The organism is Microbacterium sp. K24 (assembly GCF_004794465.1).
GTDB lineage: Bacteria > Actinomycetota > Actinomycetes > Actinomycetales > Microbacteriaceae > Microbacterium.
Map to the genome: position 1 here is coordinate 141,994 of NZ_SSDJ01000147.1, position 26,757 is coordinate 168,750.

Sequence of the window (26,757 nt, forward strand, 5' to 3'; positions counted from 1 at the left end):
CCCCCCTTCCAGACTTCTCAAAAAGAATTCCGACACAGGAGAATCAGTGCTCGAGTCAACAACCTTCGATGAGCTTCGCATCGGCCTCGCCACCGCCGACCACATCCGCGCGTGGTCGTACGGTGAGGTCAAGAAGCCCGAAACCATCAACTACCGCACCCTGAAGCCGGAGAAGGACGGTCTCTTCGGAGAGCAGATCTTCGGCCCGTCCCGCGACTGGGAGTGCGCCTGCGGAAAGTACAAGCGCGTCCGCTTCAAGGGCATCGTCTGCGAGCGCTGCGGCGTGGAGGTCACCAAGAGCTCCGTCCGTCGTGAGCGCATGGGTCACATCGAGCTCGCCGCTCCCGTCACCCACATCTGGTACTTCAAGGGTGTGCCCTCGCGTCTCGGCTACCTGCTCGACATGGCGCCGAAGGACCTCGAGAAGGTCATCTACTTCGCCGCCTACATGGTCATCTCGGTCGACGAGGATGCTCGTCACCGCGACCTGGGCACGCAGGAGAACAACATCCGTCTCGAGCTGAAGACGCTCGGTGACCGTCGTGACGCGAAGATCGCCGAGCGCCTGGCTCGTCTCGAGGAGGAGCTCGCTGCTCTCGAGGCCGAGGGTGCGAAGGCCGACGCCAAGAAGAAGGTCAAGGACGCCGCCGAGAAGGAGATGTCGCTCATCCGCAAGGGTGCCGACGAGGCGATCCTGAAGCTGGAGCGCGTGTGGGAGGACTTCCGCACCCTCGAGGTCGGCGCCCTTCGTCCCGAGGACGACGTCTTCCACGAGCTGCAGGATCGCTTCGGTCAGTACTTCGAGGCCTACATGGGCGCCGAGTCGATCCAGCGCCGCCTCGCGGCGTTCGACCTCGCGGCCGAGGCGGAGAGCCTGCACCTGCAGATCTCCGAGGGCAAGGGTCAGCGCAAGATCCGCGCGATCAAGCGCCTGAAGGTCGTCAACTCGTTCCTGGAGACCGGCATGAGCCCGGCCGCCATGGTTCTGGATGTCGTGCCGGTGATCCCGCCGGAGCTGCGCCCGATGGTGCAGCTCGACGGTGGCCGCTTCGCGACCTCCGACCTCAACGACCTCTACCGTCGTGTGATCAACCGCAACAACCGTCTTCGTCGTCTGATCGACCTCGGCGCCCCCGAGATCATCGTCAACAACGAGAAGCGGATGCTGCAGGAGGCCGTCGACGCCCTGTTCGACAACGGTCGCCGTGGTCGCCCCGTCACCGGTACCGGCAACCGCGCCCTGAAGTCCCTCAGCGACATGCTGAAGGGCAAGCAGGGTCGCTTCCGTCAGAACCTGCTCGGCAAGCGCGTCGACTACTCGGGCCGTTCGGTCATCATCGTCGGACCGCAGCTGAAGCTGCACCAGTGCGGTCTGCCCAAGCAGATGGCTCTGGAGCTCTTCAAGCCGTTCGTGATCAAGCGCCTGATCGACCTCGGTCACTCGCAGAACATCAAGGCGGCCAAGCGCGCCGTCGAGCGCACCCGTCCCGAGGTCTGGGACGTGCTCGAGGAGATCATCCGTGAGCGTCCGGTTCTGCTGAACCGTGCACCCACGCTGCACCGTCTCGGCATCCAGGCGTTCGAGCCGCAGCTCGTCGAGGGCAAGGCCATCCAGCTGCACCCGCTCGTCTGCGCGGCGTTCAACGCCGACTTCGACGGTGACCAGATGGCCGTGCACCTGCCGCTGTCGGTCGAGGCTCAGGCCGAGGCCCGCGTGCTGATGCTCGCGTCGAACAACATCCTGAAGCCGTCCGACGGCCGCCCGGTCACCCTGCCTTCGCAGGACATGATCATCGGTCTGCACCACCTGACCACGGTCAAGGCGGGCGCAGCCGGTGAGGGTCGTGCCTTCGGCTCGGTGGGCGAGGCGATCCTGGCGAAGGACGAGGGAAGCCTCGACCTGCAGGCCAAGGTCCGCATCCGCATCCCCGGTCTGACGTTCCTCGAGGGCGACGCTCCCGAGGGCTACGAGCGTCACGGTCTCGTCGACGCCTCGCTCGGTCAGGCGATCTTCAACGACACGCTGCCCAAGGGCTACCCGTTCGTCCGCGAGCAGGCTGACAAGAACAAGCTGTCGCAGATCGTCAACAAGCTGGCCGAGGAGTACCCCAAGGTCGAGACGGCTGCGTCGCTGGACCGCATCAAGGACGCCGGCTTCTACTGGGCCACGCGCTCCGGTGTGACCGTCGCCCTGAGCGACATCCTCACGCCGCCGAACAAGGCCGAGATCGTCGCGGGCTACGAGAAGCAGGCCGCGAAGGTCCAGTCGCAGTACGAGAAGGGTCTGACGACCGACACCGAGCGTCGCCAGGAGCTCATCAAGATCTGGACCGAGGCGACCGACGAGGTTCAGACCGCGATGCGGGACAACTTCCCGGAGGACAACACCATCAACCGCATGGTGTCGTCGGGTGCTCGTGGTAACTGGCTGCAGATCCGGAACATCGCCGGTATGCGTGGTCTGGTGAACAACCCCAAGGGTGAGATCATCCCGCGTCCGATCATCTCCTCGTACCGCGAGGGTCTGTCGGTTGCGGAGTACTTCATCGCGACGCACGGTACCCGTAAGGGTCTGGCCGACACCGCTCTGCGTACCGCCGACTCGGGTTACCTGACCCGTCGTCTGGTGGATGTCTCGCAGGACGTCATCATCCGCGAAGAGGACTGCGGCACGTCGAAGGGCCTCGAGCTCCCGATCGCCGCTCCGAACTCGCAGGGTGAGCTGGTGCGCGACGCGAACGTCGAGAACTCGGTGTTCGCCCGTACCCTGGCCTCCGACGTCGTCAGCGAGTCGGGCGAGGTCCTCGCCTCGGCCGGCGACGACGTGGGCGATGTCCTGATCGACAAGCTCGTCGCTCTCGGTGTCGAGACCATCAAGGTGCGCTCGGTCCTGACCTGCGACTCCGCCGTGGGTGTCTGCGCGCAGTGCTACGGCCGTTCGCTGGCGACGGGCAAGACCGTCGACATCGGCGAGGCCGTCGGCATCATCGCGGCCCAGTCGATCGGTGAGCCCGGTACCCAGCTGACGATGCGTACCTTCCACACCGGTGGTTCCGCGTCGGCAGACGACATCACGCAGGGTCTTCCCCGCGTGCAGGAGCTGTTCGAGGCTCGTACCCCCAAGGGTGCGTCCCCGATCGCCGAGGCCGATGGTCGCATCACGATCGACGAGACCGACAAGGGCAAGAAGGTCATCCTGACGCCCGACAGCGGCGACGAGCCCGTCATCTACCCGGTGCTGCGTCGTGCGACGCTGCTCGTGGAAGACGGACAGCACGTCACCGTCGGTCAGCCGATCCTCGTCGGAACGCTCGACCCCAAGGAGATCATGCGCGTCATGGGTGCTCGCGAGGTGCAGCGTTACCTCGTCGGCGGCGTCCAGGGCGTGTACCGCTCGCAGGGTGTGCCGATCCACGACAAGCACATCGAGGTCATCGTCCGTCAGATGCTCCGCAAGGTCACCGTCGTCGATCACGCCGACACGACCCTGCTTCCGGGTGAGATGGTCGACCTCAAGCGCTACCAGGCGATCAACCGCGAGGCTGTCGCCGAGGGCAAGCGTCCGGCTTCCGGTCGTTCGGAGCTGATGGGTATCACGAAGGCGTCGCTCGCGACCGAGTCGTGGCTGTCGGCTGCGTCGTTCCAGGAGACGACCCGTGTGCTCACCGAGGCTGCGATGCAGGGCAAGCGCGACCCGCTGGTCGGTCTCAAGGAGAACGTCATCATCGGTAAGCTCATCCCCGCCGGAACGGGACTCTCGAAGTACCGCGACGTCACGGTCGAGGCGACCGAGGAAGCCAAGAGCGAGCGCTACCCGAACCGGATCTTCGCATCCGACGGTGCGTACGCGGACGGCGACTTCGGCTACGTCGACTTCGACGCATTCTCGACGGACGACATCACGCCCGGTACGTACAACTGACGTAATGAGTGACTGAGAAGGCCCCGGGGTTCGTCCCCGGGGCCTTCTTCGTGTGCGAGGGCGGCAACATCCGGTTCGAATCGCGCACCTGGTCAGTTTCGGCGTCCGGAAGCGACCATTTGCGCGATTCGAATGCAGACCCTCAGCCGAAGAGGTGCTCGACGATCGCCGACGTGTAACCCGAGGGCGCCAGGTTCGAGTACCGCGTGTCGATGAGGATGTCGTCGCGCCAGAACAGCGTGCGCCCGTCGGTCACCGGATATTGCGTGTTCGGCCAGGTCTTCTCGCAGCGGGTGCCGCCGTCCGGCGTGAAGCAGGAGAAGCCCTCGTTGTCGGCGAGGGCGTTGAGCATGTCGAGCGCCGGGCCGCGATTCATGCCCGAGATCGTCGTCACGAGGCTCGTGGTGTCGGCCCCGGGGTCCGCCCAGATGCAGGTCAGGGTGCCGTCGGTCCCGACGCCGGACGGGCCGAAGGCGGCGTCGTTCAGAGGCACACCCTCGAGCTGCGCCAGCACGTCGTCCGAGAGGATCGCTCGGCAGTCCGTCGGCAGGGCGACGCCCTTGGCGGTCGGGCTGGGGGAGGGGGACGGCGTTCCCGTCTCGCCCGGGCCTTCGGATGCTCCTGCTGACGGACTCGGCGATCCGCCGGCATCCCCGGATCCATCGGATGCCGGTGAGCACGCGGTCAGCGCGGCCACCAGTAGGAGGGCCGCGGCGCCGGCGGCGTATCGCGCGTTCATGGCCACACCGTAGCGCGGTTGCCCGGCGGGGGACAGCATTCGCGCGGCACTCGCCCGGCGGCGCGTCGCGATAGGGTCGGCGGATGAGCATCGAGACTTCCGCCGCAGCATCCGCCGTCGTGATCGGTGATGCGCTGATCGACGAGATCCGCGATGACGCGGGTGTGCGCGAGCTCGTCGGCGGCGCAGCGTTGAACGTGGCCGTGGGCCTCCGGCGACTCGGCGTCGCGACCACCCTCATCGCGATGGTGGGCGACGACGATGCCGGCGCGCACATCCGCGAGTACCTCTCCGACCACGGTGTCCGCCTCGTCGAGAGCGCGGCCGCACACGGTTCGTCGCGCGCGGTCGTGCAGCGGGCGGCAAACGGCGAGCCCGAGTACGTCTTCAATGAGGCGGCGCAGAAGCGCAGCATCCGATACTCCGACGAGGCCCGTGCGGCGCTCGCGCAGGCCGGTCTCGTGGCGATCAGCTGCTTCCCCTTCGACGTGCCGGCCGAGGTGGATGCCCTGGCCGACGCGACGGCGGGAGCGCGCCTGGCGATCGACCCCAACCCGCGCACCGGGATGCTGAGCGACCGGGCCGAGTTCGTGCGCGGCTTCGAGCGTGTGGCGGCCGGGGCCGAGATCGTGAAGGTCGGCGCGGATGACGCCGCGATCCTCTACGACGGCGAACTCGACGCGCTGCGCGCCCGGCTCCGCGACCTCGGTGTGGATGCCGTGCTCGCGACGGCGGGCGCCGACGGCGCGATCCTCGAGACGGATGCCGGCACGACGGCCGCCCCGATCTCAGAGCTCCCGGGACGCATCGTCGACACCGTGGGCGCGGGTGACGCGACCCTCTCGGCGGTCGCCGCCGGGCTCGTGTCGGGCGCTCCGAAGTCGCTCGACGACTGGCATGCGCTGCTCGTCCGGGCCATGGACATCGCTGCCGCGACGTGTCGCGCCGAGGGCGGTCTGCTGCGCACTCCGGAGTCGCTCGCGGAGGTCGAACGCGGCGTGTTCGGCAGCTGACGGGTCGATTTCATGTGCCCGCGTCTGACGGGTATGATGGTCTTTCGTGCCCCCGGTTGGCTGTCCAAGTCGGACGGGTGCGCTCTGGCGAGTTACCCAAGCGGCCAAAGGGATCTGACTGTAAATCAGACTGCTCAGCATTCGGGGGTTCGAATCCCTCACTCGCCACCACGCACGCACGAGAAGCCCCCGGTCCACCCGGGGGTTTTCTGCGTTTCGGGGATCGCACGCGACGTCAGGGTTTGAAGCAGCTCCGGCCGGCGTGACGCCCGGGCTCCGATGCCAGCTTCGGTAGGGTGCCCGTATGACACGTCTCGCAACCCTTGCCGCCGTCGCGGCGATCCTCCTCCTGTCGGGTTGCTCGGCGACCGGCGAAGGAGCTTCATCCAGCGCGTCGCCCTCCGAGGCGCCTTCCGCTTCTCCCGCCCCGAGCGACACCCCGGTGCCTGAGACTCAGGTGCCGGAGACTCACGCGCCGGTGGGAGAGGACGGCTTCACCGACGACATCCTGATCCAGGCGTGTCTCGAGAGCACCGCAGGAGATTTCGGAACACCCCTTCAGCCCGACCTCGCGAGTGCAAGCGTCGAGCACAACGACTCCGAGCATCCCTGGTTCGTACTGGTTCCCGGCCTCTCAGGGGGATCGCAGAGCTTTGCGTACTGCACGATCGGCGGGACCGCAGCCGACCCCACCTTCGAGCTCCGCGGCGCGGCGGACGCATCAATGGAGGACGAGGTCCGCAGCTGGGTCGACTAGCGGCCCTCCGAAGCGATACGCGATGACGCTTTACGGAGACTTCATGTCATCATCCGTCGCCGCGGGTCGATCGAGGCTCGGCGCCCCCCATCGTGACCATTGTGGTCCAGATCGTCGCCGCCTGGAATCCCGACCGGCGTGATTACCGAGTCGCGATCAGCCCGTGACACCGAGACCCCTCATCCGCCACACTGAGTGCCATGGGATCAGCGTTGACCACCATCGGACTCCCCGTCGCCCTCGGCATCATCATGCTGGGGCTCGGACTCAGCCTCACTCTCGCGGACTTCGCGCGGGTGCTGAAGCAACCCAAGGCGGTGCTCATCGCGCTGCTCTGCCAGCTCGTGCTCCTGCCGGCGATCTGCTTCGGGCTGGTGCTGGCATTCCAGCTTCCACCGATCCTCGCGGTCGGCATGATGATGCTCGCGGCCTCGCCCGGCGGCACGACGGCGAACCTCTACAGCCACCTGTTCCGCGGTGACATCGCGCTCAACATCTCGCTGACCGCGGTGAACTCGGTGATCGCGGTGATCACCCTCCCGCTCATCACGAACTTCGCGATCGCCTACTTCCGGCCTTTCGACGATCAGCTCGGCCTGCAGTGGTCGAAGGCGCTCGAGGTCTTCGCGATCGTGCTGCTCCCGGTCGCGCTCGGCATGCTGATCCGCCGTTTCTCGCCGAGGTTCGCCGACGGCATGGACAAGCCCGTGCGCATCGCCTCCGTCATCATCCTGATCGTCGTGATCGCCGGCGCGGTGGCGTCGAACTGGTCGCTGCTCGTCGACAACGTCGCCCGGCTCGCCCTGATCACCGTGCTGTTCTGCCTCATCAGCCTGACCATCGGATTCCTCATCCCGCGGTGGCTGCGCGTGGGAAGGCGTCAGGCGATCGCGACCTCGTTCGAGATCGGCATCCATAACGCCACGCTCGCGATCGTCATCGCGCAATCCGTGCTCGGATCCGTCGAGCTGAGTCTCCCGGCCGCTGTGTACGGCGTGCTGATGTTCTTCATCGCCTTCGGCTTCGGATTCCTGATCCGGGATCGAGCCGCCGTCGAACAGGCCGTTCCGGCCGCCACCGCCGCCGAGGGTTCATAGACTGGAGCGATGCGAGCGCTCACCGAAGCCGAAGTCCGGGCATCGTTCGTCAACGCGGATGCCGATGAGCTGCGGACCCTCGAGATGCCCCACGACTTCGTTCTCGTCGACTGGGACTATCTCGACTTCTTCGCCTGGCGCGATCCGAGTGCCGCCAAGCGGGGATACGTGCTGATCCAGCACGAGGGCGAGGTCGTCGGGGTCGTGCTCCGCGCGTCCGAACCCGCACGCGTCCGTTCCGGCATGTGCAACATCTGCCACACGATGCAGCCGGGCAACCAGGTCGCGCTCCTCTCCGCGCGACGCACGGGCGAGGCAGGGAGGCGCGGCGACTCCTTCGGCACCTACATCTGCGCTGACCTGTCCTGCCACGAGAACGTGCGGCTGGCGCATCCGCTCGCGCCGAACGAGATCCGCTCACCCGGCCAGGTCGACTTCCGACTCGACGGCACGCGCCGACGCATGGAGGCGTTCGTCTCCCGCGTCTGGGAGCAGGACTGAACGCGGTTACGCTGGACCCACCCATCCCGTGCTCGAAGGAGAAGCCATGAGCGATGCCATCCTGTTCACCGTCGAAGAGGGGATGGCGCGGCTCACGCTGAACCGTCCGGCTCGGCTCAACGCGTTCAACGCCGACCTGGCCCACGCCTGGCGGGACGCGACCGCCGAGGCCACCTCGCGCCCGGATGTGAAGGCCATCCTCATCGACGCCGCAGGCCCGGCCTTCTGCGCCGGCGGTGACGTCATCGACATGGCGACGACGATGGGCTCCTCGTCCGGAGCCGACATCACGGCGCTCGCCGAGGTGATCAATGCCGGCATCCGGTCGTTGACGGAATCGTCCGTGCCCGTCGTCGCGGCGGCGCACGGAACCACGGCCGGCGGAGGCCTCGGCATCCTGCTGTGCAGCGACTACGCTGTCGTGGGTTCGCGATCGCGGCTCGGCAGCCTCTACGCGAACATCGGTCTCACCCCCGATCTCTCGGTCTCGGCGCAGCTCGCCCGTGCCGTCGGTCAGCGGCGCGCGCTGCAGCTCGTCCTGCAGGACCGACTGCTCACGGCGCAGGAGGCGGTGGAGTGGGGACTCGTCGCCGAGGCTGTCGCAGGTGAGGATGCCGCGGCCGAAGCTGCGCTGGTGCGTGCCCGGGGCAAGGAGATCGCCCGTTTCTGGCTCGCCGGAGCCGCCGACGCGTACGGACAGGCGAAGCGGCTGGTGCGTTCGCAGCCGGAGCGTTCCTTCGCGGAGCAGCTGAGCGAGGAGGCGCGCTCGATCGGCGCGGCCCTCGAGACGGCGGATGCTCAGGCGCGGGTCGCGGCCTTCGCTGCGGCATCCGCGAAGAAGGCCGGCTGACCTTTCCTGCACCGACGCGGGTTCGCGGCGAAGACTTCACACCGCCCGGACGGCCGCCCCGTCAACGGGGCGCACGCGTGGCAGGATGAGGGCATCGCCGCTCAACGAGAGGATGGCCATGTCTCAGCCGGAGATCACCGCGCAACAGCCGCCGCAGGGTGAGAAGAAGAACATGTCTCTGCTGATCAGGGGCGCCATCTGGATCGCGATCGGCGCACTGATCGCCGCAGCGCTCGTCTGCGTCATCTGGGTGCTGATCGGGGACCAGGACGGCCTGATCGGTCGCGCCTTCCTCACCATCCTGCTGCTGGCGGCCTTCGCGGGCATCGCGATCCTCGAGGCGGGGCTCGCACCCAACCGGCCCGACTGGCTGGCCCTCGCCAGCATGGTGACCTGGATCGTCGCGCTGCTCGTCGGCGCGGTCAAGATCTGGCTCCCCGAAGAGGACGGCTACTTCACCGGGGCGGAGCGCTTCTTCCAGCTGCTGCTCGTGATCGGCATCCTGCAGCTCGCGCTGCTGCACGTGCGGCTGTTCACGCCTGCGGCGCAGCGTCATGTGACCACGTTCACGCGCATCATCTACATCGTGACGATCGTGTTCCTCGGTGCGCTGGTCGGTCTGCTCGTCTTCTTCCTCGCCTTCCCGCACAGCTTCGACTACGGCGAGCTGTACTGGCGCATCGTCGTCGCGCTGACGATCCTCGCGGCCGTGGGCACGACGCTCATCCCTCTTCTGAACGCGCTCTTCGCTCCGAAGAAGCCGACGCATGCGTCTCAGGCGGTGGCAGCCGCACCGGCCTGGCCCACCTACGCCGACGGCGTGACGCCGCTTCCTGCGCTTCCCGATGGCAGCCCCGACTGGAACGCGTATTACACCGGATACCCGAGTGTCGCGCCACAGCAGCAGGCACTCGGGCAGGCGCCCGTCGTGCCGTTCCCCGTCTCACCCGAGCCGGCGCAGCCCCCGTTCGCGCAGCCGCAGTACGCGCAGCCGTTCGCTCCGCCTGTGCCGCAGGCGCCCGAGGCTCCTCCGGTGCCCCAGGCTCCCGTCGCGGAGCCGCAGGCGGCGCCGGAGCACGGTGCTCCGCCGGCGTTCCCGCCGCCTCCGCCCGCCCCGCAGCATCCCGCCCCGTGACCCTCGAACTCGAGCTCGGGGAGCTCGCGACCGAGATCGCGAAAGAGGCGGGCGAGCTGGCATTGCGCCGCCGTCGTGACGGTGTGCACCTCGCTGCGACCAAGTCCACGATCGCCGACATCGTCACCGAGGCCGATCGCGAAGTCGAGGCGCTCATCCGCGCGCGGCTCGATGCCGCTCGGCCTGAGGACGGCTTCCTCGGCGAGGAGTCGGGGGCGGGCAGCGGCACCAGCGGCATCACGTGGGTCGTCGATCCGATCGACGGAACCGTCAACTACGCGTACGGGATGCCGGCGTACAACGTGAGCATCGCCGCCGTACGCGGGTCGTCGGAACCCGAATCGTGGGAAGCGCTCGCCGCCGCCGTGAATGCGCCGGCTCTCGGGGAGCTCTTCACCGCCGCCCGAGGCCACGGTGCCTGGGCGGGGGAGTCGCGCCTCGCGGTGACCTCCGACACCTCGGCCGGGGCCCTCCTCGCGACCGGGTTCGGCTACGACCCGGCCACGCATGACGGCGACCTCGCCACCGTGCGCCTGGTGATGCCGATCGCGCGGGATCTCCGTCGATCAGGGTCCGCAGCACTCGACCTCGCCTACGTCGCGGCGGGGCGGCTCGACGGCTACTTCGAGAGAGGTCTGAAACCGTGGGACTTCGCCGCCGGAGCGCTCCTCGTCGAAGAAGCCGGCGGCCTCGTCTCGCGTCACGACCTCGATTCAATGCGGCCCATGCTGATCTCCGGAGGTCCCGAGGTGCACGCCCGACTCCTCGCTCTCCTGGGCGAGAAACGCTGACCCGTTCATGGCATTCTCAGGCGGATGCAGGTAGGGTTTATGCGATCGTTACTTTCACCACCCGAAGGTGAATCCTGAGTTCGCGCCCCCGCGCTTAACGCACGACCGAGAGAATTACGCTTTGCCCTTCGAGAATCCCCAGGCTGCCTCTGCGCCCACGCGCCGGTCCAGCCGACTCCGCACTGCGGCCTCCGAGGCCCCCGCGGCGGGACCGACGGAGTCTGTCGCAGCAGCCGAGGCAGCTCTCGCCTTCGCCGCTGTCGCCCCGCTTTCCCGACGCGCCGCACGCGTTCGACCGACCGTCGGCACCCCGATCGATGACGCGCCGCTCGCCCCTGTCGCCGACGCGCCCGCCGAGGCCGTCACCGCGGATGCTGACGACGCATCGCTCGAGACAGACAAGGTCGAAGACCTCATCGAGATGTCCGAGCCCGTCGACGAGCCTGAGCCCGTCGTCGCACCGGAGGCCTTCGAGATGCCTGCCGCTGCACGTGTTCCTGCAGACGACACCGACGATGACGACGCCTTCGAGCGCGCATCGCGCGCCTTCCGTACCACCGGCCCGGTGCCCACGGCATCCGCATCCGCATCCGCCAAGGCGCCGGCCGGCCGGCCCCACATCGACGAGAAGGCCGCGGCAGACGCTCCCGCACATGTCGTCACGCGCCGTCCGCGCAACGTCCGCAAGGTGCTCACGGTCGGAGCGACCGTCGGTGTCATGAGCCTCGCCGGTCTGCTGGCCGTCTCGATGACTCTCCCGGCCGAAGCGGTCGCCGCCGTCCAGGGAGGCTCGCCCCTCGCGGCGACATCGCTCGTCACGGCATCCGCTGCGACCGCCGACGGTGCAGCCGAAGACGAGATCCAGGCCTTCGTGGCTCCGTCCGGCGTCGAGAACGAGTCGCTGGCCCGCGCCGACGACTTCAGCACCATCTCGCTGGTCCAGGTCGCCGCCGAACAGGGCATCAACTACTCCAACGAGGTCTTCACCAACGACCCCGAAGCGGCGATCCAGTGGCCCTTCATGGTCGGTGTCGGCATGAGCTACGGCTACGGCATGCGCAGCGGCCGCCTGCACGAGGGCATCGACTTCGTGCCCGGCAACGGTGCACCCGTCCAGGCCATCGCCGACGGCACCGTGCGCATCGCGACCGAGCAGGGCGGCGCCTACGGCGTGACCGTCTACATCGATCACGTCATCGACGGCGGCGTCATCACCAGCCACTACTCGCACATGCAGTACGGCTCGCTCCAGGTCACCCAGGGGCAGACGGTGAAGGTCGGCCAGATCGTCGGCAAGACCGGCAACACGGGCCGCTCCTACGGTGCGCACATGCACTTCGAGCTCATCGTCAACGGAACGACGATCGATCCGCTGCCGTGGCTCCGCGAGAACGCAGGCCGGTACTCGTACTGACCCGCCTTGATTTCATGAGGACGCCACTGTGATGGTATTCTCGTGTGGTTGCCCCGAGAGGGGCAGCATGCCCCGATAGCTCAGTGGCAGAGCACTTCCATGGTAAGGAAGGGGTCGTCAGTTCAATCCTGACTCGGGGCTCGCAGCATTCTTCTCACACGCGGACGGATGCCTCGCGGCAGGGTAGCTCAGCTGGTTAGAGCGCACGACTCATAATCGTGAGGTCGCGGGTTCAAGCCCCGCTCCTGCTACAGAACGAACCCCGGTCCGCCGGGGTTTTTCTGTTTCCGGACGTGACACGACGGTGCGTCCTCGTCCCGGCTCAGACGTCCGGGATGAGTCTCTTCCCGGTGACCCGCGAGGTCTCGCGGGTGTAGTCGAGGGCGTCGTAGAACTCGAGCACGGTGTCGTTGCCGGCGCGGACCATCAGCATCACCTTCGGGCAGCCCAAGGCAAGAAGCCGCGCCTCGGCTTCCTCGACGAGTCGGCGGCCGATGCCCTCGCCGCGGCGGGTCGGCGCGGTCGCGAGGTAGTAGAGCCAGCCGCGATGACCGTCGTATCCCGCCATCACCGACCCCACGAGCGCACGCCCGTCCACGGCGACGAGGAGAAGCTCCGGCCACACGGCCCGAGCGCGTCGGATGTCGGTGCGCGGATCGTTCCACGGCCGGGTGATCCCGACCTCGTGCCACAGCTCCACGACGTCGTCGACATCCGCGTCTTCCAGGGGGCGCACTTCCACAGCCATCCACCCAACCTATGTCGTCAGGCCGCGCATCTCACGGAAGAGCTTCGCTGTGCTCCTGACACAGGCAGAGCCCCTGATGCTGTGCCACCGTGACGCTGACGGCATCCACGTGCTCGGCTAGCGTCGAAGCATGGACACCTTCGACTTCGCCGCCGTCGACGAGGAGTACGTGAGGTCGATCCTCGCCGAGCCGGAGGCTCCGACGACGCAGAAGATCACCGACTTCCTCGACGAGAACTGCCTGACCTTCCTGGCCCACTCCCCGTTCTGCTGCCTGTCGACATCGGATGCCGCCGGCAACTGCGACTGCTCTCCCCGGGGCGACTACCCGGGTTTCGTCCGAGCCCTCGACTCCCGCACCGTCGTGATCCCCGACCGGCTGGGCAACAAGATCGCCGACTCGATGACGAACATCCTGGACAACGGCCACGTCGGCCTGCTGTGCTTCGTGCCCGGCATGACGGAGACTCTGCGGATCAACGGCACGGCGACGGTGACGAACGACGCGTCCCTGCTCGCCATGCTCGAACAGGACCACGCCGTCCCGGACCTCGCGATCGTCATCCGCACCGAGCAGGTCTACCTGCACTGCGGCCGCGCGCTGCTGCGGGCCGGACTCTGGGACCCCGAGATGCAGGACCTCGCGGCTGAGGTGCCCACCTCCGGGCAGATCTGGGCGAGCATGTCCGGCTGGGATCCCACGGTGGGCGACGTCATCGACGGTGCCATGTCCGACGCCTACCGAGCCCTCTACTGAATGCGCTCCCGTGCAGGGATGACCGCGCTCGTCGTGCGCGAGATCATCACGGAGACCCCGTCGATCGTCAGCATCCGACTCGAGGCGCCCGACGGTGCGCCGCTTCCCCCCTGGGAGCCCGGTTCGCACATCGACGTGCAGCTCGTCACCCGGCATGAGCGCCAGTACTCCCTCTGCGGAGACCCCGCGGACGTCTCGTCGTATCGGATCGCGGTGCGCCGAGAGCAGTACTCTCGCGGCGGCTCGCACTACATCCACGGCTTCCTGCGTGTCGGCGGCCGCGTGTGGGTGCGCCCGCCGCGCAACCTGTTCACGCTCACCCCGGCGTCGTCGTATCTGCTCCTCGCCGCCGGCATCGGCATCACCCCGATCCTCTCGATGGCACGTCACCTCGCCGCCACGGATGCCGATTGGCGCATGACCTACCTCGTCCGGCAGTGCGACGACATCGCCTTCGCCGACGACCTCGCCGCCCTCGGCGACCGGGCGACGACGCACGTCAGCGGCGACGCCGGACGATTGGATGTCGCCGCTCTTCTCGCGCAGATGGCACCCGGCACCGCGGTCTACGCGTGCGGTCCGCAGGGCTTTATCGATGCCCTCACGGAGGCGAGCGGAGTTCTGCCCGAAGGCAGCAGCATCCACGTCGAGCGGTTCGAACCGAAACCGCGTGAGCATCGCCCGAACGCGGTGTTCTCCGTGGTCTGCACGCGCTCGGACATCACCGTCGAGGTCCCGGCGGCGCGATCGATGCTCGAGGCCCTCCAGGGCTCCGGGGTTCCCGTCGAGGGATCGTGCCTGCGGGGAGTCTGCGGATCGTGTGCGCTCACCGTGCTCGAGGGCGAACCGGAGCACCGCGACTCGCTCAACAGCTCGGACGATGCGATGACGGTCTATCCGTGCGTGTCGCGCTCGATCTCGCCGAGTCTCGTCGTCGACGCGTAGCGCGGGCGTGAGCGCAGCCGGGGGATCCGGCTCAGCCGGCGGCGGGGAAGCGCTCGATGTTCGCCTCGACCCAGCCGCGCAGTGCGCGCAGCGGCTTCTCGGCATCGACGCCGAGTTCGGTGAGCGAATACTCCACACGGACGGGCACCTCGGCGTAGACGGTGCGCACCAGCAGCGCCCGTGCTTCGAGGCGCCGCAGGGTCGCGGTCAGCACCTTCGGACTGATGCCCTGCAGGCGGGTCTTGAGCTCTCCGAACCGCTGGGGGCCATCGCTGAGCGCTCCGATCACGAGGGCGCTCCACTTGTCGGCGAGCAGATCGAGCACGCCGCGGCAGGGGCACTGCGCGTCGTAGACGTCATGAGGAGCATCGATGCGGCAGGCGGTATCGGTCAGCATCCATCTATGGTATCTCTTGGATACTTGGGGCGCTTGCGGGTAACTAGGGGTCTTCGGATAGCGTGACGGACATGGCAAACGACAACATCTCCCTCCCCGACCGCATGCCCGCGATCGGCGCCCGTGGCCGGCGCCCCGTCTCCGACCCCACGTCGCTCACCGACCTGTCGCTCCCCGTTCCCTCTCCGACGGGCAGAGACCTCCTCGTCGAGGTCGAGGGCGTCTCGATCAACCCCGTCGACGTGAAGGTCCGCGCGGGCGCGCCGACGTCCGGCGAGCAGCGCATCCTGGGGTACGACGCAGTGGGCGTGGTCGTCGGGCTCGGCGATCAGGCCACCCGATTCGCCGTGGGGGACAGGGTGTTCTACGCGGGGCAGATCGATCGCCCCGGCACGAACAGCCGCTACCACCTCGTGAACGAGAACATCGTGGGCCATGCCCCGCAGTCCCTCTCCACCGCAGAGGCCGCCGCGCTCCCGCTGACCGTGATCACCGCCTGGGAGGCGCTGTTCGACAAGCTGCGCCTCGACGACCGCAGCGAGGGCACTCTGCTCGTGATCGGCGCGGCCGGCGGCGTCGGATCCCTGATCATCCAGCTCGCGAAGGCGCTCACGAAGCTGAGGGTGATCGCGGTCGCGTCGCGGAAGGAATCGGCCGAGTGGGTCGAGCAGATGGGCGCGGACCACGTCGTCGGTCGAGACTTCGCCGAGGAGGTGTCGAAGCTCGCTCCGCACGGCGTCGACTACGGGTTCACGTCGTTCACGCCGGGGAACGTCCGCGCGATCGCGGATGTCATCCGCCCGCGCGGCGAGGTCGTCTCGATCGATGAGACCGGGGGGAGCATCGACGCGCTGAAGGCGAAGAGCGTCACCTGGCACTGGGAGCTCATGTTCACCCGCCCGGTGACCGACCCCGCCGACGACTACCAGCACGAACTGCTCGAGCAGGTGGCGGAGCTGGTCGATTCCGGAGTGATCCGCACGACGATGACCGAGCATCTCACCCCGCTCGATGCCGCGACCCTGCGCCGGGCGCACGAGATCGTGGAGGCCTCGCAGACGATCGGCAAGGTCGTCGTGACCGACTGGGCCGAGGAGGCCGCGCGGTCCTGAGCACCGACGTCTGGTGCCGCGCCGCCATCGCGTCTATCTTCGGAGCCATGAAGTCATCCATCTCAGGAACGACCATGCCCGTGCTCGAAGTCACGCTCGAGGCGGGGGAGAGGATCGTGGCGGAGGGCGGAGACGTGGCCTGGATGTCTCCGGGCTTCGCTCTGGACACCTCCACGGTGCACGGAACCGGAGGACAGGGCGGCTTCATGAGCGGCCTGAAGCGCGTGCTGGGCGGGGCGCAGCTCTTCCTCACCGAGTACACCGCGCCGGCCCAGGGCGGCCTGGTGGCGTTCGCTGCGCAGCTGCCGGGAACCATCCGCCAGATGGACATCGACGCGGCCGACCAGTTCATGGTGCAGGCCGGCTCCTATACCGCGAGCACGGCCGACGTGGAGGTCTCGGTCGGGCTGCAGAAGAAGCTCGGCGCGGGGATCTTCGGCGGGGCGGGCGTGGTGTTCCAGAAGCTGACCGGCACCGGCACCGCCTGGGTGCAGCTCGCGGGGGAGATCACCGAGTACACCCTGGCTGCAGGGCAGTCGCTGCTGATCCACCCCGGACATCTCGCGATGTTCGATGCGAGCATGGACCTGCAGTTCACGTCGATCAAGGGCATCAAGAACAAGTTCTTCGGCGACTCGCTCTTCCTCGCGGAGATCCATGGGCCGGGTCGGATCTGGCTGCAGTCGATGACGCCGGCGAAGCTCGCGGCGGCGATCGAGCCGTATCTGCCCGATCGTGCGGGAAGCTCGATCAGCTCCTAGAGGGCCGTGCGACTCATCGGTGCGACTCTCAGAGATACCCGCGGTCCCAGGGCGACGGCGGAGGTCGGTGGGCGATCGGGATCGGACGCGTGGCACGGCGCGCGTTCTGGAAATGCCGTACGGATTCGAGCACGTCATCGACGGATGGATAGCGGGGAGCGAGCGGGAGGTCGCGCAGCCACTGCACCTCGACATCAGCCGGAGTGTCCTCGAAGATCCGGCACACCAGCCGACGGTGGTCGCCGTCGGGGTAGTGCAGGTCGTGGATGGCCCAGGCTTCCGCACTGACTCGGATCAGTACGAGTCGCTGGTCTGACTCCTGCTGCATCATTCTCCCGTCCTCAGCTTGAAGGATGACGCGAGAGCGCAGCGACGGGTAGCCCCTTGACAGGATCACGCGTGGATGCCGCGCGCTCCTCGTGTGATCCGGTGCGCTCTGTCAAGGGGTTCCGGTGTGCCCGACCTGCGGGCGAGACTGGCCCTCCACCCGCCCCACTGATCGGAGACAGACCATGTCAGACCCGCAGAGCACTTCCGATGACCAGCCCGAGGTCGACGCCCTCGGCGCCGACCCGGACTTCGTGACCACCGATCACGACCCCGACCCTTCGTCCCCGATCGACGACCAGGCGTCGACGGAGGACGATGACGACGAGGTGGAGGTCTCCGACCTCCCCTGATCGCGAGTCAGCGGCGGGCGGGTGTCGATTCGGCGTCGCCCGTCGCGTCGGTCGGCCCGCCGTCGGCATCCGCTCGTCTCGCATCCGGGCGTCCGCCGTTGCGCAGTTCGGCCTCCAGGCGCTCCGCCTCTTCGCCGCTGATCGCCTCGCCACGGGCCACGAGGCCCGCCTGATCCGACAGCGGGATCTGCTTGAGGAAGAGCGACAGCAGCAGCGCGAGCGCGATGAACGGCACGAGGTACCAGAACACGGGAGCCAACGCGTCGGCGTAGGCGGTGACGATGCCCTCGCGCACCTCGTCCGGGAGCGTGCTCAGCGTGGCCGGGTCGATCGACGACGCGGCATCCGAGGCGGCGTCCGGTGACGCACCGGCGCCCGCGAAGACTCCGCGGAGGTTCTCGGTCAGTCGGGTCGTGAAGATCGTTCCGAAGACGGCGGTGCCGAGCGACGCACCCACCTCGCGGAAGTAGTTGTTCGTGCTCGTCGCCGTGCCGATCTCTCCCGCAGGGACGGCGTTCTGCACCACGAGCACCACGACCTGCATGATCAGGCCGAGCCCCGCGCCGAAGAAGAACAGGAAGACGCAGATCAGCCAGATCGGCGTCGACGCCGAGAGGGTCGTCATGGCGACCATCGCGAGACCGGTGATGATCGTGCCGAGGATCGGGTACATCTTGTACTTCCCGGTCTTCGAGATCGCGATGCCGGAGAAGATCGACGTGCCGATCAGGCCCACCATCATCGGGATCATCAGCAGGCCGGATGCCGCGGCCGAGGTGCCGGACGACATCTGCAGGAACGTGGGCACGAAGCCGATGGCGGCGAACATGCCGATCCCGAGCACGAGGCCGATCGCCGTCGCGTTCACGAAGATCGGGTTGCGGAACAGGCTCAGCGGGATGATCGGATCCTGCACGCGCGACTCCGTGATCACGAACGCCGTCGCCGCGACGACGAGCCCCGCGCCCCACGCCCAGGTCGCGAGCGAGTCCCAGCCGAACTCGGCGTCGCCGCCGAAGTCGGTGAAGAAGATCAGGCAGGTCGTGGCGATCGAGAGGAAGATGACACCGAAGATGTCGATCGGCTTCTGCGCCTTCTTGCTGGGCAGCTTGAGTGCCACGAGCGCGATGATGAACGCGGCGATCCCGACCGGGATGTTGATGTAGAACGCCCACTGCCAGGTCAGGTGATCGACGAAGAATCCGCCGAGGAGGGGTCCCGCGACCGCCGAGAGTCCGAAGACGGCGCCGAGGGGTCCCATGTACTTTCCGCGCTCGTTGGCGGGCACGATGTCGGCGATGATCGCCTGCGACAGGATCATCAGACCGCCGCCGCCGAGGCCCTGGAGCGCGCGGAACACGACGAACATCCAGAAGTCGGTCGCGAAGGCGCAGCCGACGGACGCCAGCGTGAACAGCGCGATCGCGATCAGGAAGAGGTTCCGCCGGCCCAGCACATCGCCGAACTTGCCGTAGATCGGCATCACGATCGTCGTGGCCAGCAGGTACGCGGTGGTGATCCAGACCTGGTGGTCGACGCCGCCGAGCTGTCCGACGATGGTCGGCATCGCGGTCGAGACGATGGTCTGGTCGAGGCTGGAGAGCAGCATGCCGGCGATGAGGGCGCCGAAGATGATCCAGATGCGACGCTTCGTGAGCAGGAAGGGCGCATCCTTCGTGATGGTGGCGGACATTCAGTCGGCTTTCTGTGTCGGGGTGGAGACCGGTGTCGGGGTGTAGACGGAGCGGGCGATCTCGAGGCGTCGCCTGATGAGCGCCTCGAAGGACTCGGTCGAGTGGTGGTGCAGGAGCTGATCCACGGACAGGCGCACGAGTGCCCCCACGGACTGCACCATGACCTCGGCGTGGAGTTCGACGTCTTCGGCGTCGCCCACCCGCTGCGAGATCAGCTCGATGTCGCGGCGCTCGTTCTTCGCGAGCTGCTCGAACGCGGCTTTCAGCAGTCGCGGCTCCTGCTCGATCACGGCGAAGAGCTCCGCGGCATCCTCCAAAGGGTTGAACAGCCCGAAGCGGAGGATGGTCAGCCGGATGAAGTCGTCGAGCAGGGGGCCGCTCTCGGTGACGAACGCCTCTTCCAGCGCTTCCTGCCGGGAGTCGATCGTGGCGAAGCCGAAGACCGCGTTCTCCTTGCTCTCGAAGTAGTTGAAGAAGGTGCGGCGCGAGACTCCGACCTCGGCGCACAGCTCTTCGACCGTGAAGCCGGCGAAGCCCTTCTCGGTCGTGAGTCGTCGCGCGGCTGAGGTCAGCGCGCGCGATGTCTCGCGCTTGCGCTGATCGCGTAGTGAATCTGCACCCTGCTCCATAAAGTGCAACTTTGCACTATCAACCTTGGAGTGCACTGAAAGCTCCGCCTTCAGAGAGACAAAAGAATCTCGGACCAATCTGTGACGATCTGCTGTCGACATCCGTCTTAGTGGTGTCGACGAAGTGCGACCCGGCTCCGGAACGGAGGCGGCCGAACGACGAAGGAGCCATCGTGGCGAACGTGACCAACAGCACCCCGAAGCAGACCACCGTCGTCTCGACGACCGCGGGAATCGCGACGGGCAGCACGATCATCGAAGACGCCGTCGTGGCGAAGATCGCGGGCATCGCGGCGCGCGACGTCGAGGGTGTCTACGCTCTCGGTGGCGGAGCAGCCCGTATGGTCGGCGCGATCCGCGACGCACTCAACACGAGCGACCTCGCACAGGGCATCCGCGTCGAGGTCGGCGAGACCCAGGTCGCCGTCGACGTGACGATCGTCGCCGAATACCCCGTGTCGCTCCAGAAGGTGGCGGACGGGGTGCGCACCGCCATCCATCAGGCCATGGTCGAACTGGTCAACCTGGAGGTGACCGAGGTCAACGTGACCATCAACGACGTGCACATCCCGTCCGGCGACGACGACGAGGTCGAGGTCGTCGAATCCGACTCGCGAGTGCTGTGACCCATCCCAGCGGGGACGGCTCCCGGCGAGTCGATCCCATTCACATGAATCGATGAGATGATCCGATCCAAGGGCGCGTCCGTTCCGAACCTCTTCGGGGATCAGTGCGGGGAAGTGGGCAGATGGAAGACGAACGGTTTCGACGAGCGCTCGACTATGCGGACGACCGCATCGTCGCCGGTCGCGCGATGGACGGCGACGTCGAGGCCTTCGCGGTCCTCGTCCGCCGGTATACCCCGATGATGCGCGCGTACACCCAGCGGATGCTCAACGGCTCGGCCGATGTCGATGACGTCGTGCAGGAGGCGTTCGTCACGGCCTGGCGGCGGTTCTCCGAACTCGAGGATCCGTCCAAGGTGAAGAGCTGGCTGATGAGGATCGTCAGCCGCAAGGCCGTCGACCGCATCCGGGCGCTCCGACCGGTCGTCGACATCGACGACATCGACAGCCCTGCCCCGTCGAACTCGTCACCCGCCGAGGTCGTCGAGGCGCGGGCCGGCGTCGCGGCGCTCAGTGCCGCATTGCGTGAGCTTCCCGATTCGCAGCGCCAGTGCTGGGTGCTTCGGGAGATGGGCGGCTACTCGTACGACGAGATCGCCGAGGAACTCGACATCCCGGCGACGACGGCTCGCGGTCTGCTCGCTCGGGCGAGGAAATACATGATCGTGCGAATGGAGGAGTGGCGATGACCGACGAACACAGGGAGTCCATGCATCGCGCGCTCGGTCTCGAGCCGACCGATCTCGATGGACACACGATCGAGGAACTGACCGACTATCTCGAAGCGGGACGCCGGCCCGTGGAACCGTCGATCGAGGAGTCGCCCGGGTGCCAGCTGGCCCTCGACGCTCTCGAGAGCCTGCACGGCCTCGGCGACGAGCTGATGGACGCGGATACCGAGGCAGCCCCCCAGGCGGATGAGAGCTGGGTCGACCGCATCCTTAGCGGCATCGCTCTCGACGCGCGCGCCGGGCGGAGGATCCCGTTCGAGTCGCCGGACCCGGACGTCGATCTCGCGATCACCGAGGGCGCGGTGCGCGGCATCATCCGATCGGCCGAGAATGCCGTTCCCGGAGTGCTGGTCGGACGTTGCCGGCTCGATGGCGACGTGGCCGTGCCCGCCGCGCCGATCCGTATCGAGATCGAGGTGAACGTCTTCCACGGCGAGCCGATCCCGAGCCTCGCGGATCGCCTCCGCGCAGAGGTGGGAGAGCGCCTGAGCAGCCTCACCGAACTCAACATCGTCGCGATCGACATCGTGATCAGGGACATCCAGGAGGTGGCGTCATGGACGGAGCGGAAGCGGTGATCCCGGAAGCGGTGATCCCGGAAGCGGAGGTGACGGCGGAGCTGACGGCGGACGCCCGTGCCGCGCTCGCCGCGCGGGTCGAGGCGGTCGTGCGGGCGACGCCAGGCGTGCGGAACGTGTATCGGTCGGGGTCGTTGATCTCCAATCTGCTGCGCGCCGGAGCGGCCGCCCTCGGCACCGGCGGGGAAGGCGGACCCATCGTCTCCGTCGCGTCGGGCGCCGACGGCATCGCGGTGGAGGCGTCGCTCGGCCTCGACGTCCACTCCCACGCGTCTGCGGTGCTCCATTCGGCCTACGCGGCGATCGACACCCTGCTGCGTGCGGAGGGCCTGGTGCGGGAGAGCATCACGCTGACCGTCGTGTACGTGCAGTCCCGCGAAGCCGCCTGACGTTCCCCGGAACGGTCGACGCGCCGCTCCCCGATGGTGAGGAGCGGCGCGTCGACGTTCGCTGCGTTCGGCGGGGTCAGGCGACGGCGCGCAGGCCGTCGACGAGCGGCGTGGTGGGGCGGCCGATGAGGCGTGCGAGCGTGCCGTCGGTGTCGGCGAGTGCGCCGTCGCGGATGCCGGCGTCGAGGGCCACCACGAAGCCGATGGTTCCAGCGTCGAGACCTGCGGCTTCCAGGGCTACGGTCTGCTCATCGGGCGTAAGCGGCCGGTACTCGACCGCGCGACCCGTGATCTCGGAGATGGCCGCGGCGAGCTCGCCGTAGTTCCAGGCGACGTCGCCGCCGAGCTCGTACACCGCGCCGACGTGGCCGTCTTCGAGGACGACGGCGGCGGCGGCATCCGCGAAGTCCTTGCGGCTCGCCGAGGCGACGCGTCCGTCGCCGACGCCCGCGGCGAGCACGCCGGTCTCGGCGGCGCGCGCGAGGTCGGCGGCGTAGTTCTCGGTGTACCAGTTGTTGCGGAGGATCACCGCGGGGATGCCGGATGCCGCGATGAGCTCCTCCGTCGCCTTGTGCTCGGGCGCCAGGACCAGGTCGCTCGTGGTGGCCTTCGGGGCGCTGGTGTAGACGAGCTTGGAGACTCCCGCGGCCTTCGCGGCGTCGATGACCGCGCGGTGCTGCGCGACGCGCTGCCCGACCTCGGAGCCGGACACCAGGACGACGGAGTCGACGCCGCGCAGCGCCGCCTCGATCGACGCGGCATCCGTGTAGTCGAGGTGCACGACGGGCACGCCCAGGTCGGCGCCCTTGGCGACATCGCGCGCGCCGGCGACGATCGACTGCGGATCCGCGCCCCGCTCGATGAGGCTTTCGATGATGAGACGGCCGAGGTTGCCGGTCGCGCCGGTGATGAGGGTGGTCATGAGTGTCCTTTCGTGGGTGACACCCTCGACAACCCCCGCGGGCGTGCATAACATTCCACCGAGGGGGTACCCACTTTGAGGTAAGGTACCTACATGTCGGTGAGTTTTGCGCAGATAAAGGAATCGACGCCGCAGGTGTTCGACCAGGGCTGCGGCACGCGTGTCGTGCTCGACCACATCATGAGCAAGTGGGGCGTGCTGGTGCTGTCGTCCCTCTCCGACGGAACGCATCGGTGGGGTGAGCTCCGCCGCGAGGTCGACGGCATCAGCGAGAAGATGCTCGCGTCGACGCTCCGCACGCTCGCCGACGACGGCCTGGTGCATCGGGAATCGCTGCCGACCGTGCCTCCGCACGTCGAGTACAGCCTGACTCCGCTGGGCGGCGATCTGATGGAGCGGATGCTGCCGCTGATGGAGTGGGTCGCCGACCACGCCGACGGGATGCTTGGCAGAGACTGAACTGCGGATTCCGTCGCCGTATACCCGTCGATGATGCGGAATCCGTCGCCACGAGAAAACGATTGACGCGAGAACCGCAGTGGCTCTACTGTTCTGACATGGCAGCAACCACGCCGATTCACCTGGAACGACCCGACGGCAAGGGTCTGGCTGCGGGAACACTGGGACTCTGGGGATCGACCGTCATCGGTCTGGCCTCGACGGCTCCGGTGTACTCGCTCGTCGCGACGCTCGGATTCGTCGTGCTCGCCGTGGGCGCGCAGGCGCCGATCGCGTTCATCATCGCGTTCGTGCCGATGCTGCTCATCGCCTTCGCCTATCGGGAGCTCAACAACGCGGTTCCCGACTGCGGCACCACCTTCACCTGGGGGACCAAGGCCTTCGGCCCGTGGGTCGGCTGGATGGGCGGCTGGGGAGTCGCGGTCGCCGGCATGGTGGTGCTCGCGAACCTCGCACAGATCGCCTCGGTCTACTTCTGGTCGCTGATCGGTCAGGACCTGGAGAACAACGACTGGCGCGTCGTCGTCGTCGCCGTGCTGTTCATCGCGGCCATGACCTGGGTCAGCTGGCGCGGCGTCGAGATCGGCGAGCGGATCCAGAACATCCTGCTCGGCATCCAGTACCTGGCGCTCGCGATCTTCGTGGTCGCGGCGCTCTGGCAGTTCTTCGCCGGAACCGCCCCCGACGCGACGCCGTTCGACATCGAGTGGCTGAACCCGTTCGCCTTCACCGATTTCGGCGGGTTCACCGAGGCCATCCTGCTCGCCCTCTTCATCTACTGGGGCTGGGACACCTGCCTCGCGCTGAACGAGGAGACGAAGGACCCGAAGCGCATCCCTGGCCGTGCAGCCCTGCTCACGACCGTCATCCTGCTCTTCACCTACGTGGGCGTGACCATCGCCGCGATGATGTACGCCGGTCTCGGCGAGAGCGGCACGGGCCTCGGCAACGAGGCGAACGCCGACGACTTCTTCCTCGCGATCAAGGATGGCCTGCTCGGGCCGTTCGGGTGGGTCCTGGTCGTCGCCGTGGTCATCTCGGCCATCTCGTCGACGCAGACCACGATCCTCCCGACCGCTCGGGGAACGCTCGCGATGGGCGTCTATCGGGCACTGCCGGCGAAGTTCAAGGACGTGCACCCGACCTACAAGACCCCGTCGTTCTCGACCATCGTCATGGGCGTCGTCGCCGTGGCGTACTACGTCGGGATGACGCTGATCAGCGACAACATCCTGCAGGACTCGATCCTGTCGCTGGGTCTCGCGATCGCCTTCTACTACGCGATCACCGGGTTCGCGTGCGTCTGGTACTTCCGCAAGGATCTGACCAGCTCCGCTCGGGACTTCTTCTTCAAGGGGCTGTTCCCGCTGCTGGGCGGCCTCATGCTGGCGTGGGCGTTCATCCAGTCCGCGATCGACATGTGGGACGTGGATTACGGATACACGGTGCTCTTCGGCATCGGCGGCACCTTCGTGATCGGCATCGGCTCGCTCGCGATCGGTCTGGTGCTGATGTTCGTCTGGTACCTGTTCCCGCGTTCGAAGCGGTTCTTCCGCGGCGAGAGCCTGAACCGCGACACCCAGGTGATGGTTCCCGACGAGCCGAGTGTGACGATCCGCTCGATCGACGGCGGCATCTGAGCGGCAGGAGCGCGTCGGCGAGCTTGTCCTAGGCTTGCTCCGTGCGCATCCGGCTCGACATCGCCTACGACGGCACCCATTTCCGCGGGTGGGCGAAGCAGCCGACCCTCCGCACGGTGCAGGGCACTCTCGAACCCGCGCTCGCCCGCATCGTCGGCTCCGACGTGCAGTTCGTCGTCGCCGGACGCACGGATGCCGGAGTGCACGCGACCGGGCAGGTGGCCCACGTCGACCTCGACGAGACCCAGTGGGCGCGTATCGAGGCGCGGCACGGTCGCGCTGCGCAGGACCCCGCGGGCTCCATCGCCGGACGCATGCGCGGCGTGCTCGGCGCCTACTCCGACGTGACGGTGACCCGGAGCTCGCTCGCCCCGGAGGGCTTCGATGCGCGCTTCTCCGCCGTGTGGCGCCGCTATCGCTACCGGCTCGCCGATCTCGAGGCCGGGTACGACCCGCTCCGCCGGCTCGACACGACGACCGTCCGCGGGCGTCTCGACGCGCAGGCCATGGATGCCGCGGCGCGCACCCTCATCGGACTCCATGACTTCGCCGCGTACTGCAAGCCGCGCGAGGAGGCGACGACGATCCGCACGCTTCTCGACTACCGGTGGGAGCGTGATGCCGACGGGGTGCTCGTCGCCGAGGTCAAGGCCGATGCGTTCTGTCACAGCATGGTGCGGGCGCTGGTGGGCGGCTGCGTCGCGGTCGGCGAGGGGCGTCTCGACGTCGGCGATCTCGTGGTGCTGCGCGACGCGCTCATCCGCACCAGCGAGTTCAAGGTGCTGGCCGCGCGGGGACTGACGCTGACCGAGGTCGGGTATCCCGCCGACGAGCTGCTCGGCGCCCGGGCCGCGCAGACACGCGCTCGCCGCGACCGCGAGGTCGACTGACGTGGGCTCGTCCTTCGTCGAGGTGTCGTCGCCGGGCTGGGCGTTCTGGCGGGCCTTCCTCGACACCTGTGTCGGGCTGATCGTCGGCACGCTGTACGGCTTCCTCGCCATCCTCGTGATGGGGATCGTCGGCGAAGAAGCGTTGTCGTCGCTCTACCGCGAGATCGATCTCGATCCGGTGTTCCGGGCGAGCATGGGCGTGATCCTGGCGGCAGGCGCGATCCTCGCCGTCGTCGTTCCGCTGGTGATGGTCGCGGAGCGCTCGGCGGCGTTCCGTGCGGTCGAGGCGAGTGCTCTGGCCCGTCCCGAGGATGTGCCCCAGCGTCAGCTGCGGCGGGAGCTGAGCAAGCCTCCGTTCGCCCATCTGCAGACCTACGGCCTGGTGCTCTTCTGGTGCGTGGCCGGGCTGGGCATCCTCCTCGCGCTCGGGCTGCTGCTCGACGAAGACCTCCGCGAGGACGCCGAGTTCTGGATCGCGCTCGCCGTCATCGCGGCCGTGGCCCTCCTCGCCGAGCTGGTGCGACGGGCCGGACGACGGGGAGTCGCGCGCACGCAGGAGCGGGTGAGCGCGCAGCGGTCG

The 26,757-nt window shown here is 67.8% G+C and carries 29 protein-coding genes and 3 tRNA genes; 25 read left to right on the forward strand and 7 right to left on the reverse strand.

The annotated features are described in order from the left end of the window. Window positions 1-46 precede the first annotated feature (46 nt). Window positions 47-3,922, forward strand: coding sequence for a DNA-directed RNA polymerase subunit beta' (rpoC, locus tag DW306_RS18975; RefSeq protein ID WP_136057130.1), 3,876 nt, complete (start codon window positions 47-49; stop codon window positions 3,920-3,922). A gap of 142 nt (window positions 3,923-4,064) precedes the next feature. Here rpoC and DW306_RS18980 read toward each other — a convergent pair whose 3' ends face one another. Further along, window positions 4,065-4,661 carry a hypothetical protein gene (locus tag DW306_RS18980; protein WP_136057131.1) on the reverse strand — a complete coding sequence of 199 codons (597 nt, stop codon included), beginning with the start codon at window positions 4,659-4,661 and terminating at the stop codon, window positions 4,065-4,067. 83 nt (window positions 4,662-4,744) lie between these two features. Here DW306_RS18980 and DW306_RS18985 point away from each other — a divergent pair, with 83 nt between their 5' ends. The 11 genes from DW306_RS18985 to DW306_RS19035 all read left to right on the forward strand — a co-directional run bounded on the left by DW306_RS18985 (window position 4,745) and on the right by DW306_RS19035 (window position 12,470). Continuing rightward, window positions 4,745-5,674 (forward strand): PfkB family carbohydrate kinase, encoded by a 930-nt coding sequence (locus DW306_RS18985; RefSeq protein ID WP_136057132.1) that lies wholly within the window; start codon window positions 4,745-4,747, stop codon window positions 5,672-5,674. A gap of 86 nt (window positions 5,675-5,760) precedes the next feature. Then, a tRNA-Tyr gene (locus DW306_RS18990) sits at window positions 5,761-5,845 on the forward strand. A 133-nt stretch (window positions 5,846-5,978) separates the two neighbouring features. After that, complete coding sequence (locus DW306_RS18995) at window positions 5,979-6,431, forward strand: hypothetical protein (RefSeq protein WP_136057133.1); 453 nt, start codon at window positions 5,979-5,981, stop codon at window positions 6,429-6,431. 200 nt (window positions 6,432-6,631) lie between these two features. Further along, a complete protein-coding gene (locus DW306_RS19000; protein ID WP_136057134.1) occupies window positions 6,632-7,528 on the forward strand; it encodes a bile acid:sodium symporter family protein in 897 nt (298 codons plus the stop codon). Window positions 7,529-7,537: 9 nt separating this feature from the next. Further along, entirely contained in the window at window positions 7,538-8,029 is a 492-nt protein-coding gene (locus DW306_RS19005; protein ID WP_136057135.1) for an FBP domain-containing protein, read from the forward strand. Window positions 8,030-8,075: 46 nt separating this feature from the next. Then, window positions 8,076-8,879, forward strand: coding sequence for an enoyl-CoA hydratase/isomerase family protein (locus DW306_RS19010; protein WP_136057136.1), 804 nt, complete (start codon window positions 8,076-8,078; stop codon window positions 8,877-8,879). Between the two features lie 118 nt (window positions 8,880-8,997). Continuing rightward, window positions 8,998-10,014 (forward strand): hypothetical protein, encoded by a 1,017-nt coding sequence (locus tag DW306_RS21730; protein ID WP_136057137.1) that lies wholly within the window; start codon window positions 8,998-9,000, stop codon window positions 10,012-10,014. Further along, window positions 10,011-10,805: an inositol monophosphatase family protein gene (locus DW306_RS19020; protein WP_136057138.1), complete on the forward strand. Its 795-nt coding sequence runs from the start codon at window positions 10,011-10,013 to the stop codon at window positions 10,803-10,805. The genes DW306_RS21730 and DW306_RS19020 overlap by 4 nt, the downstream gene beginning before the upstream one ends. Window positions 10,806-10,926: 121 nt before the next feature. Continuing rightward, window positions 10,927-12,219, forward strand: coding sequence for a M23 family metallopeptidase (locus DW306_RS19025; RefSeq protein ID WP_136057139.1), 1,293 nt, complete (start codon window positions 10,927-10,929; stop codon window positions 12,217-12,219). 69 nt (window positions 12,220-12,288) lie between these two features. Beyond that, window positions 12,289-12,360 (forward strand) — tRNA-Thr (locus tag DW306_RS19030). Between the two features lie 36 nt (window positions 12,361-12,396). After that, a tRNA-Met gene (locus DW306_RS19035) sits at window positions 12,397-12,470 on the forward strand. A 71-nt stretch (window positions 12,471-12,541) separates the two neighbouring features. On the opposite strand, the gene DW306_RS19040 is transcribed toward DW306_RS19035, so the two are convergent. Continuing rightward, the gene (locus DW306_RS19040) at window positions 12,542-12,967 is read right to left on the reverse strand and encodes a GNAT family acetyltransferase (RefSeq protein ID WP_136057140.1); all 426 of its coding nucleotides are present in this window, start codon (window positions 12,965-12,967) and stop codon (window positions 12,542-12,544) included. 130 nt (window positions 12,968-13,097) lie between these two features. Between DW306_RS19040 and DW306_RS19045 the strand changes: the two genes are divergently transcribed. Then, window positions 13,098-13,724 carry an MSMEG_1061 family FMN-dependent PPOX-type flavoprotein gene (locus DW306_RS19045; RefSeq protein WP_136057141.1) on the forward strand — a complete coding sequence of 209 codons (627 nt, stop codon included), beginning with the start codon at window positions 13,098-13,100 and terminating at the stop codon, window positions 13,722-13,724. An 18-nt stretch (window positions 13,725-13,742) separates the two neighbouring features. Then, window positions 13,743-14,669, forward strand: a complete 927-nt coding sequence (locus tag DW306_RS19050) for a PDR/VanB family oxidoreductase (RefSeq protein ID WP_136057142.1) — start codon at window positions 13,743-13,745, stop codon at window positions 14,667-14,669. 31 nt (window positions 14,670-14,700) lie between these two features. Here DW306_RS19050 and DW306_RS19055 read toward each other — a convergent pair whose 3' ends face one another. Continuing rightward, window positions 14,701-15,066: a helix-turn-helix domain-containing protein gene (locus tag DW306_RS19055; RefSeq protein ID WP_136057143.1), complete on the reverse strand. Its 366-nt coding sequence runs from the start codon at window positions 15,064-15,066 to the stop codon at window positions 14,701-14,703. A gap of 71 nt (window positions 15,067-15,137) precedes the next feature. On the opposite strand from DW306_RS19055, the gene DW306_RS19060 reads away from it, so the two are divergent. After that, the gene (locus DW306_RS19060) at window positions 15,138-16,178 is read left to right on the forward strand and encodes a zinc-binding alcohol dehydrogenase family protein (protein WP_240747277.1); all 1,041 of its coding nucleotides are present in this window, start codon (window positions 15,138-15,140) and stop codon (window positions 16,176-16,178) included. Window positions 16,179-16,225: 47 nt separating this feature from the next. Further along, the gene (locus DW306_RS19065) at window positions 16,226-16,939 is read left to right on the forward strand and encodes a TIGR00266 family protein (RefSeq protein WP_136057144.1); all 714 of its coding nucleotides are present in this window, start codon (window positions 16,226-16,228) and stop codon (window positions 16,937-16,939) included. A 28-nt stretch (window positions 16,940-16,967) separates the two neighbouring features. On the opposite strand, the gene DW306_RS19070 is transcribed toward DW306_RS19065, so the two are convergent. Next, entirely contained in the window at window positions 16,968-17,270 is a 303-nt protein-coding gene (locus DW306_RS19070; protein ID WP_240747278.1) for a hypothetical protein, read from the reverse strand. 181 nt (window positions 17,271-17,451) lie between these two features. Between DW306_RS19070 and DW306_RS21395 the strand changes: the two genes are divergently transcribed. Beyond that, entirely contained in the window at window positions 17,452-17,619 is a 168-nt protein-coding gene (locus DW306_RS21395; RefSeq protein ID WP_168429380.1) for a hypothetical protein, read from the forward strand. Between the two features lie 7 nt (window positions 17,620-17,626). On the opposite strand, the gene DW306_RS19075 is transcribed toward DW306_RS21395, so the two are convergent. Both DW306_RS19075 and DW306_RS19080 read right to left on the reverse strand, forming a co-directional pair. Continuing rightward, window positions 17,627-19,312 carry an MDR family MFS transporter gene (locus DW306_RS19075; protein ID WP_136057145.1) on the reverse strand — a complete coding sequence of 562 codons (1,686 nt, stop codon included), beginning with the start codon at window positions 19,310-19,312 and terminating at the stop codon, window positions 17,627-17,629. Then, the gene (locus DW306_RS19080; protein ID WP_136057146.1) at window positions 19,313-19,942 is read right to left on the reverse strand and encodes a TetR/AcrR family transcriptional regulator; all 630 of its coding nucleotides are present in this window, start codon (window positions 19,940-19,942) and stop codon (window positions 19,313-19,315) included. A 182-nt stretch (window positions 19,943-20,124) separates the two neighbouring features. Between DW306_RS19080 and DW306_RS19085 the strand changes: the two genes are divergently transcribed. From DW306_RS19085 to DW306_RS19100, 4 genes are all read left to right on the forward strand, one after another. Then, the gene (locus DW306_RS19085; protein ID WP_240747280.1) at window positions 20,125-20,568 is read left to right on the forward strand and encodes an Asp23/Gls24 family envelope stress response protein; all 444 of its coding nucleotides are present in this window, start codon (window positions 20,125-20,127) and stop codon (window positions 20,566-20,568) included. A 122-nt stretch (window positions 20,569-20,690) separates the two neighbouring features. Continuing rightward, window positions 20,691-21,257: a sigma-70 family RNA polymerase sigma factor gene (locus tag DW306_RS19090; protein WP_136057147.1), complete on the forward strand. Its 567-nt coding sequence runs from the start codon at window positions 20,691-20,693 to the stop codon at window positions 21,255-21,257. Continuing rightward, on the forward strand, window positions 21,254-21,877 hold the full coding sequence (locus DW306_RS19095) for an Asp23/Gls24 family envelope stress response protein (protein ID WP_136057148.1): 624 nt from the start codon (window positions 21,254-21,256) through the stop codon (window positions 21,875-21,877). Before DW306_RS19090 ends, DW306_RS19095 begins: the two co-directional genes overlap by 4 nt. After that, the gene (locus DW306_RS19100) at window positions 21,856-22,266 is read left to right on the forward strand and encodes a hypothetical protein (protein ID WP_240747279.1); all 411 of its coding nucleotides are present in this window, start codon (window positions 21,856-21,858) and stop codon (window positions 22,264-22,266) included. Before DW306_RS19095 ends, DW306_RS19100 begins: the two co-directional genes overlap by 22 nt. 76 nt (window positions 22,267-22,342) lie before the next feature. Here the strand turns inward: DW306_RS19100 and DW306_RS19105 are convergent, their stop codons facing one another. Then, window positions 22,343-23,188 (reverse strand): SDR family oxidoreductase, encoded by an 846-nt coding sequence (locus DW306_RS19105; protein ID WP_136057149.1) that lies wholly within the window; start codon window positions 23,186-23,188, stop codon window positions 22,343-22,345. 93 nt (window positions 23,189-23,281) lie between these two features. Here DW306_RS19105 and DW306_RS19110 point away from each other — a divergent pair, with 93 nt between their 5' ends. The 4 genes from DW306_RS19110 to DW306_RS19125 all read left to right on the forward strand — a co-directional run. Continuing rightward, window positions 23,282-23,647, forward strand: coding sequence for a helix-turn-helix domain-containing protein (locus tag DW306_RS19110; RefSeq protein WP_136057150.1), 366 nt, complete (start codon window positions 23,282-23,284; stop codon window positions 23,645-23,647). Window positions 23,648-23,745: 98 nt separating this feature from the next. Further along, window positions 23,746-25,287: an APC family permease gene (locus DW306_RS19115; protein WP_136057151.1), complete on the forward strand. Its 1,542-nt coding sequence runs from the start codon at window positions 23,746-23,748 to the stop codon at window positions 25,285-25,287. A 41-nt stretch (window positions 25,288-25,328) separates the two neighbouring features. Beyond that, window positions 25,329-26,177 carry a tRNA pseudouridine(38-40) synthase TruA gene (truA, locus tag DW306_RS19120; RefSeq protein ID WP_136057152.1) on the forward strand — a complete coding sequence of 283 codons (849 nt, stop codon included), beginning with the start codon at window positions 25,329-25,331 and terminating at the stop codon, window positions 26,175-26,177. A 1-nt stretch (window position 26,178) separates the two neighbouring features. Continuing rightward, window positions 26,179-26,757 (forward strand): hypothetical protein (locus DW306_RS19125; protein ID WP_136057153.1); only part of this gene is annotated, 579 nt, incomplete at its 3' end.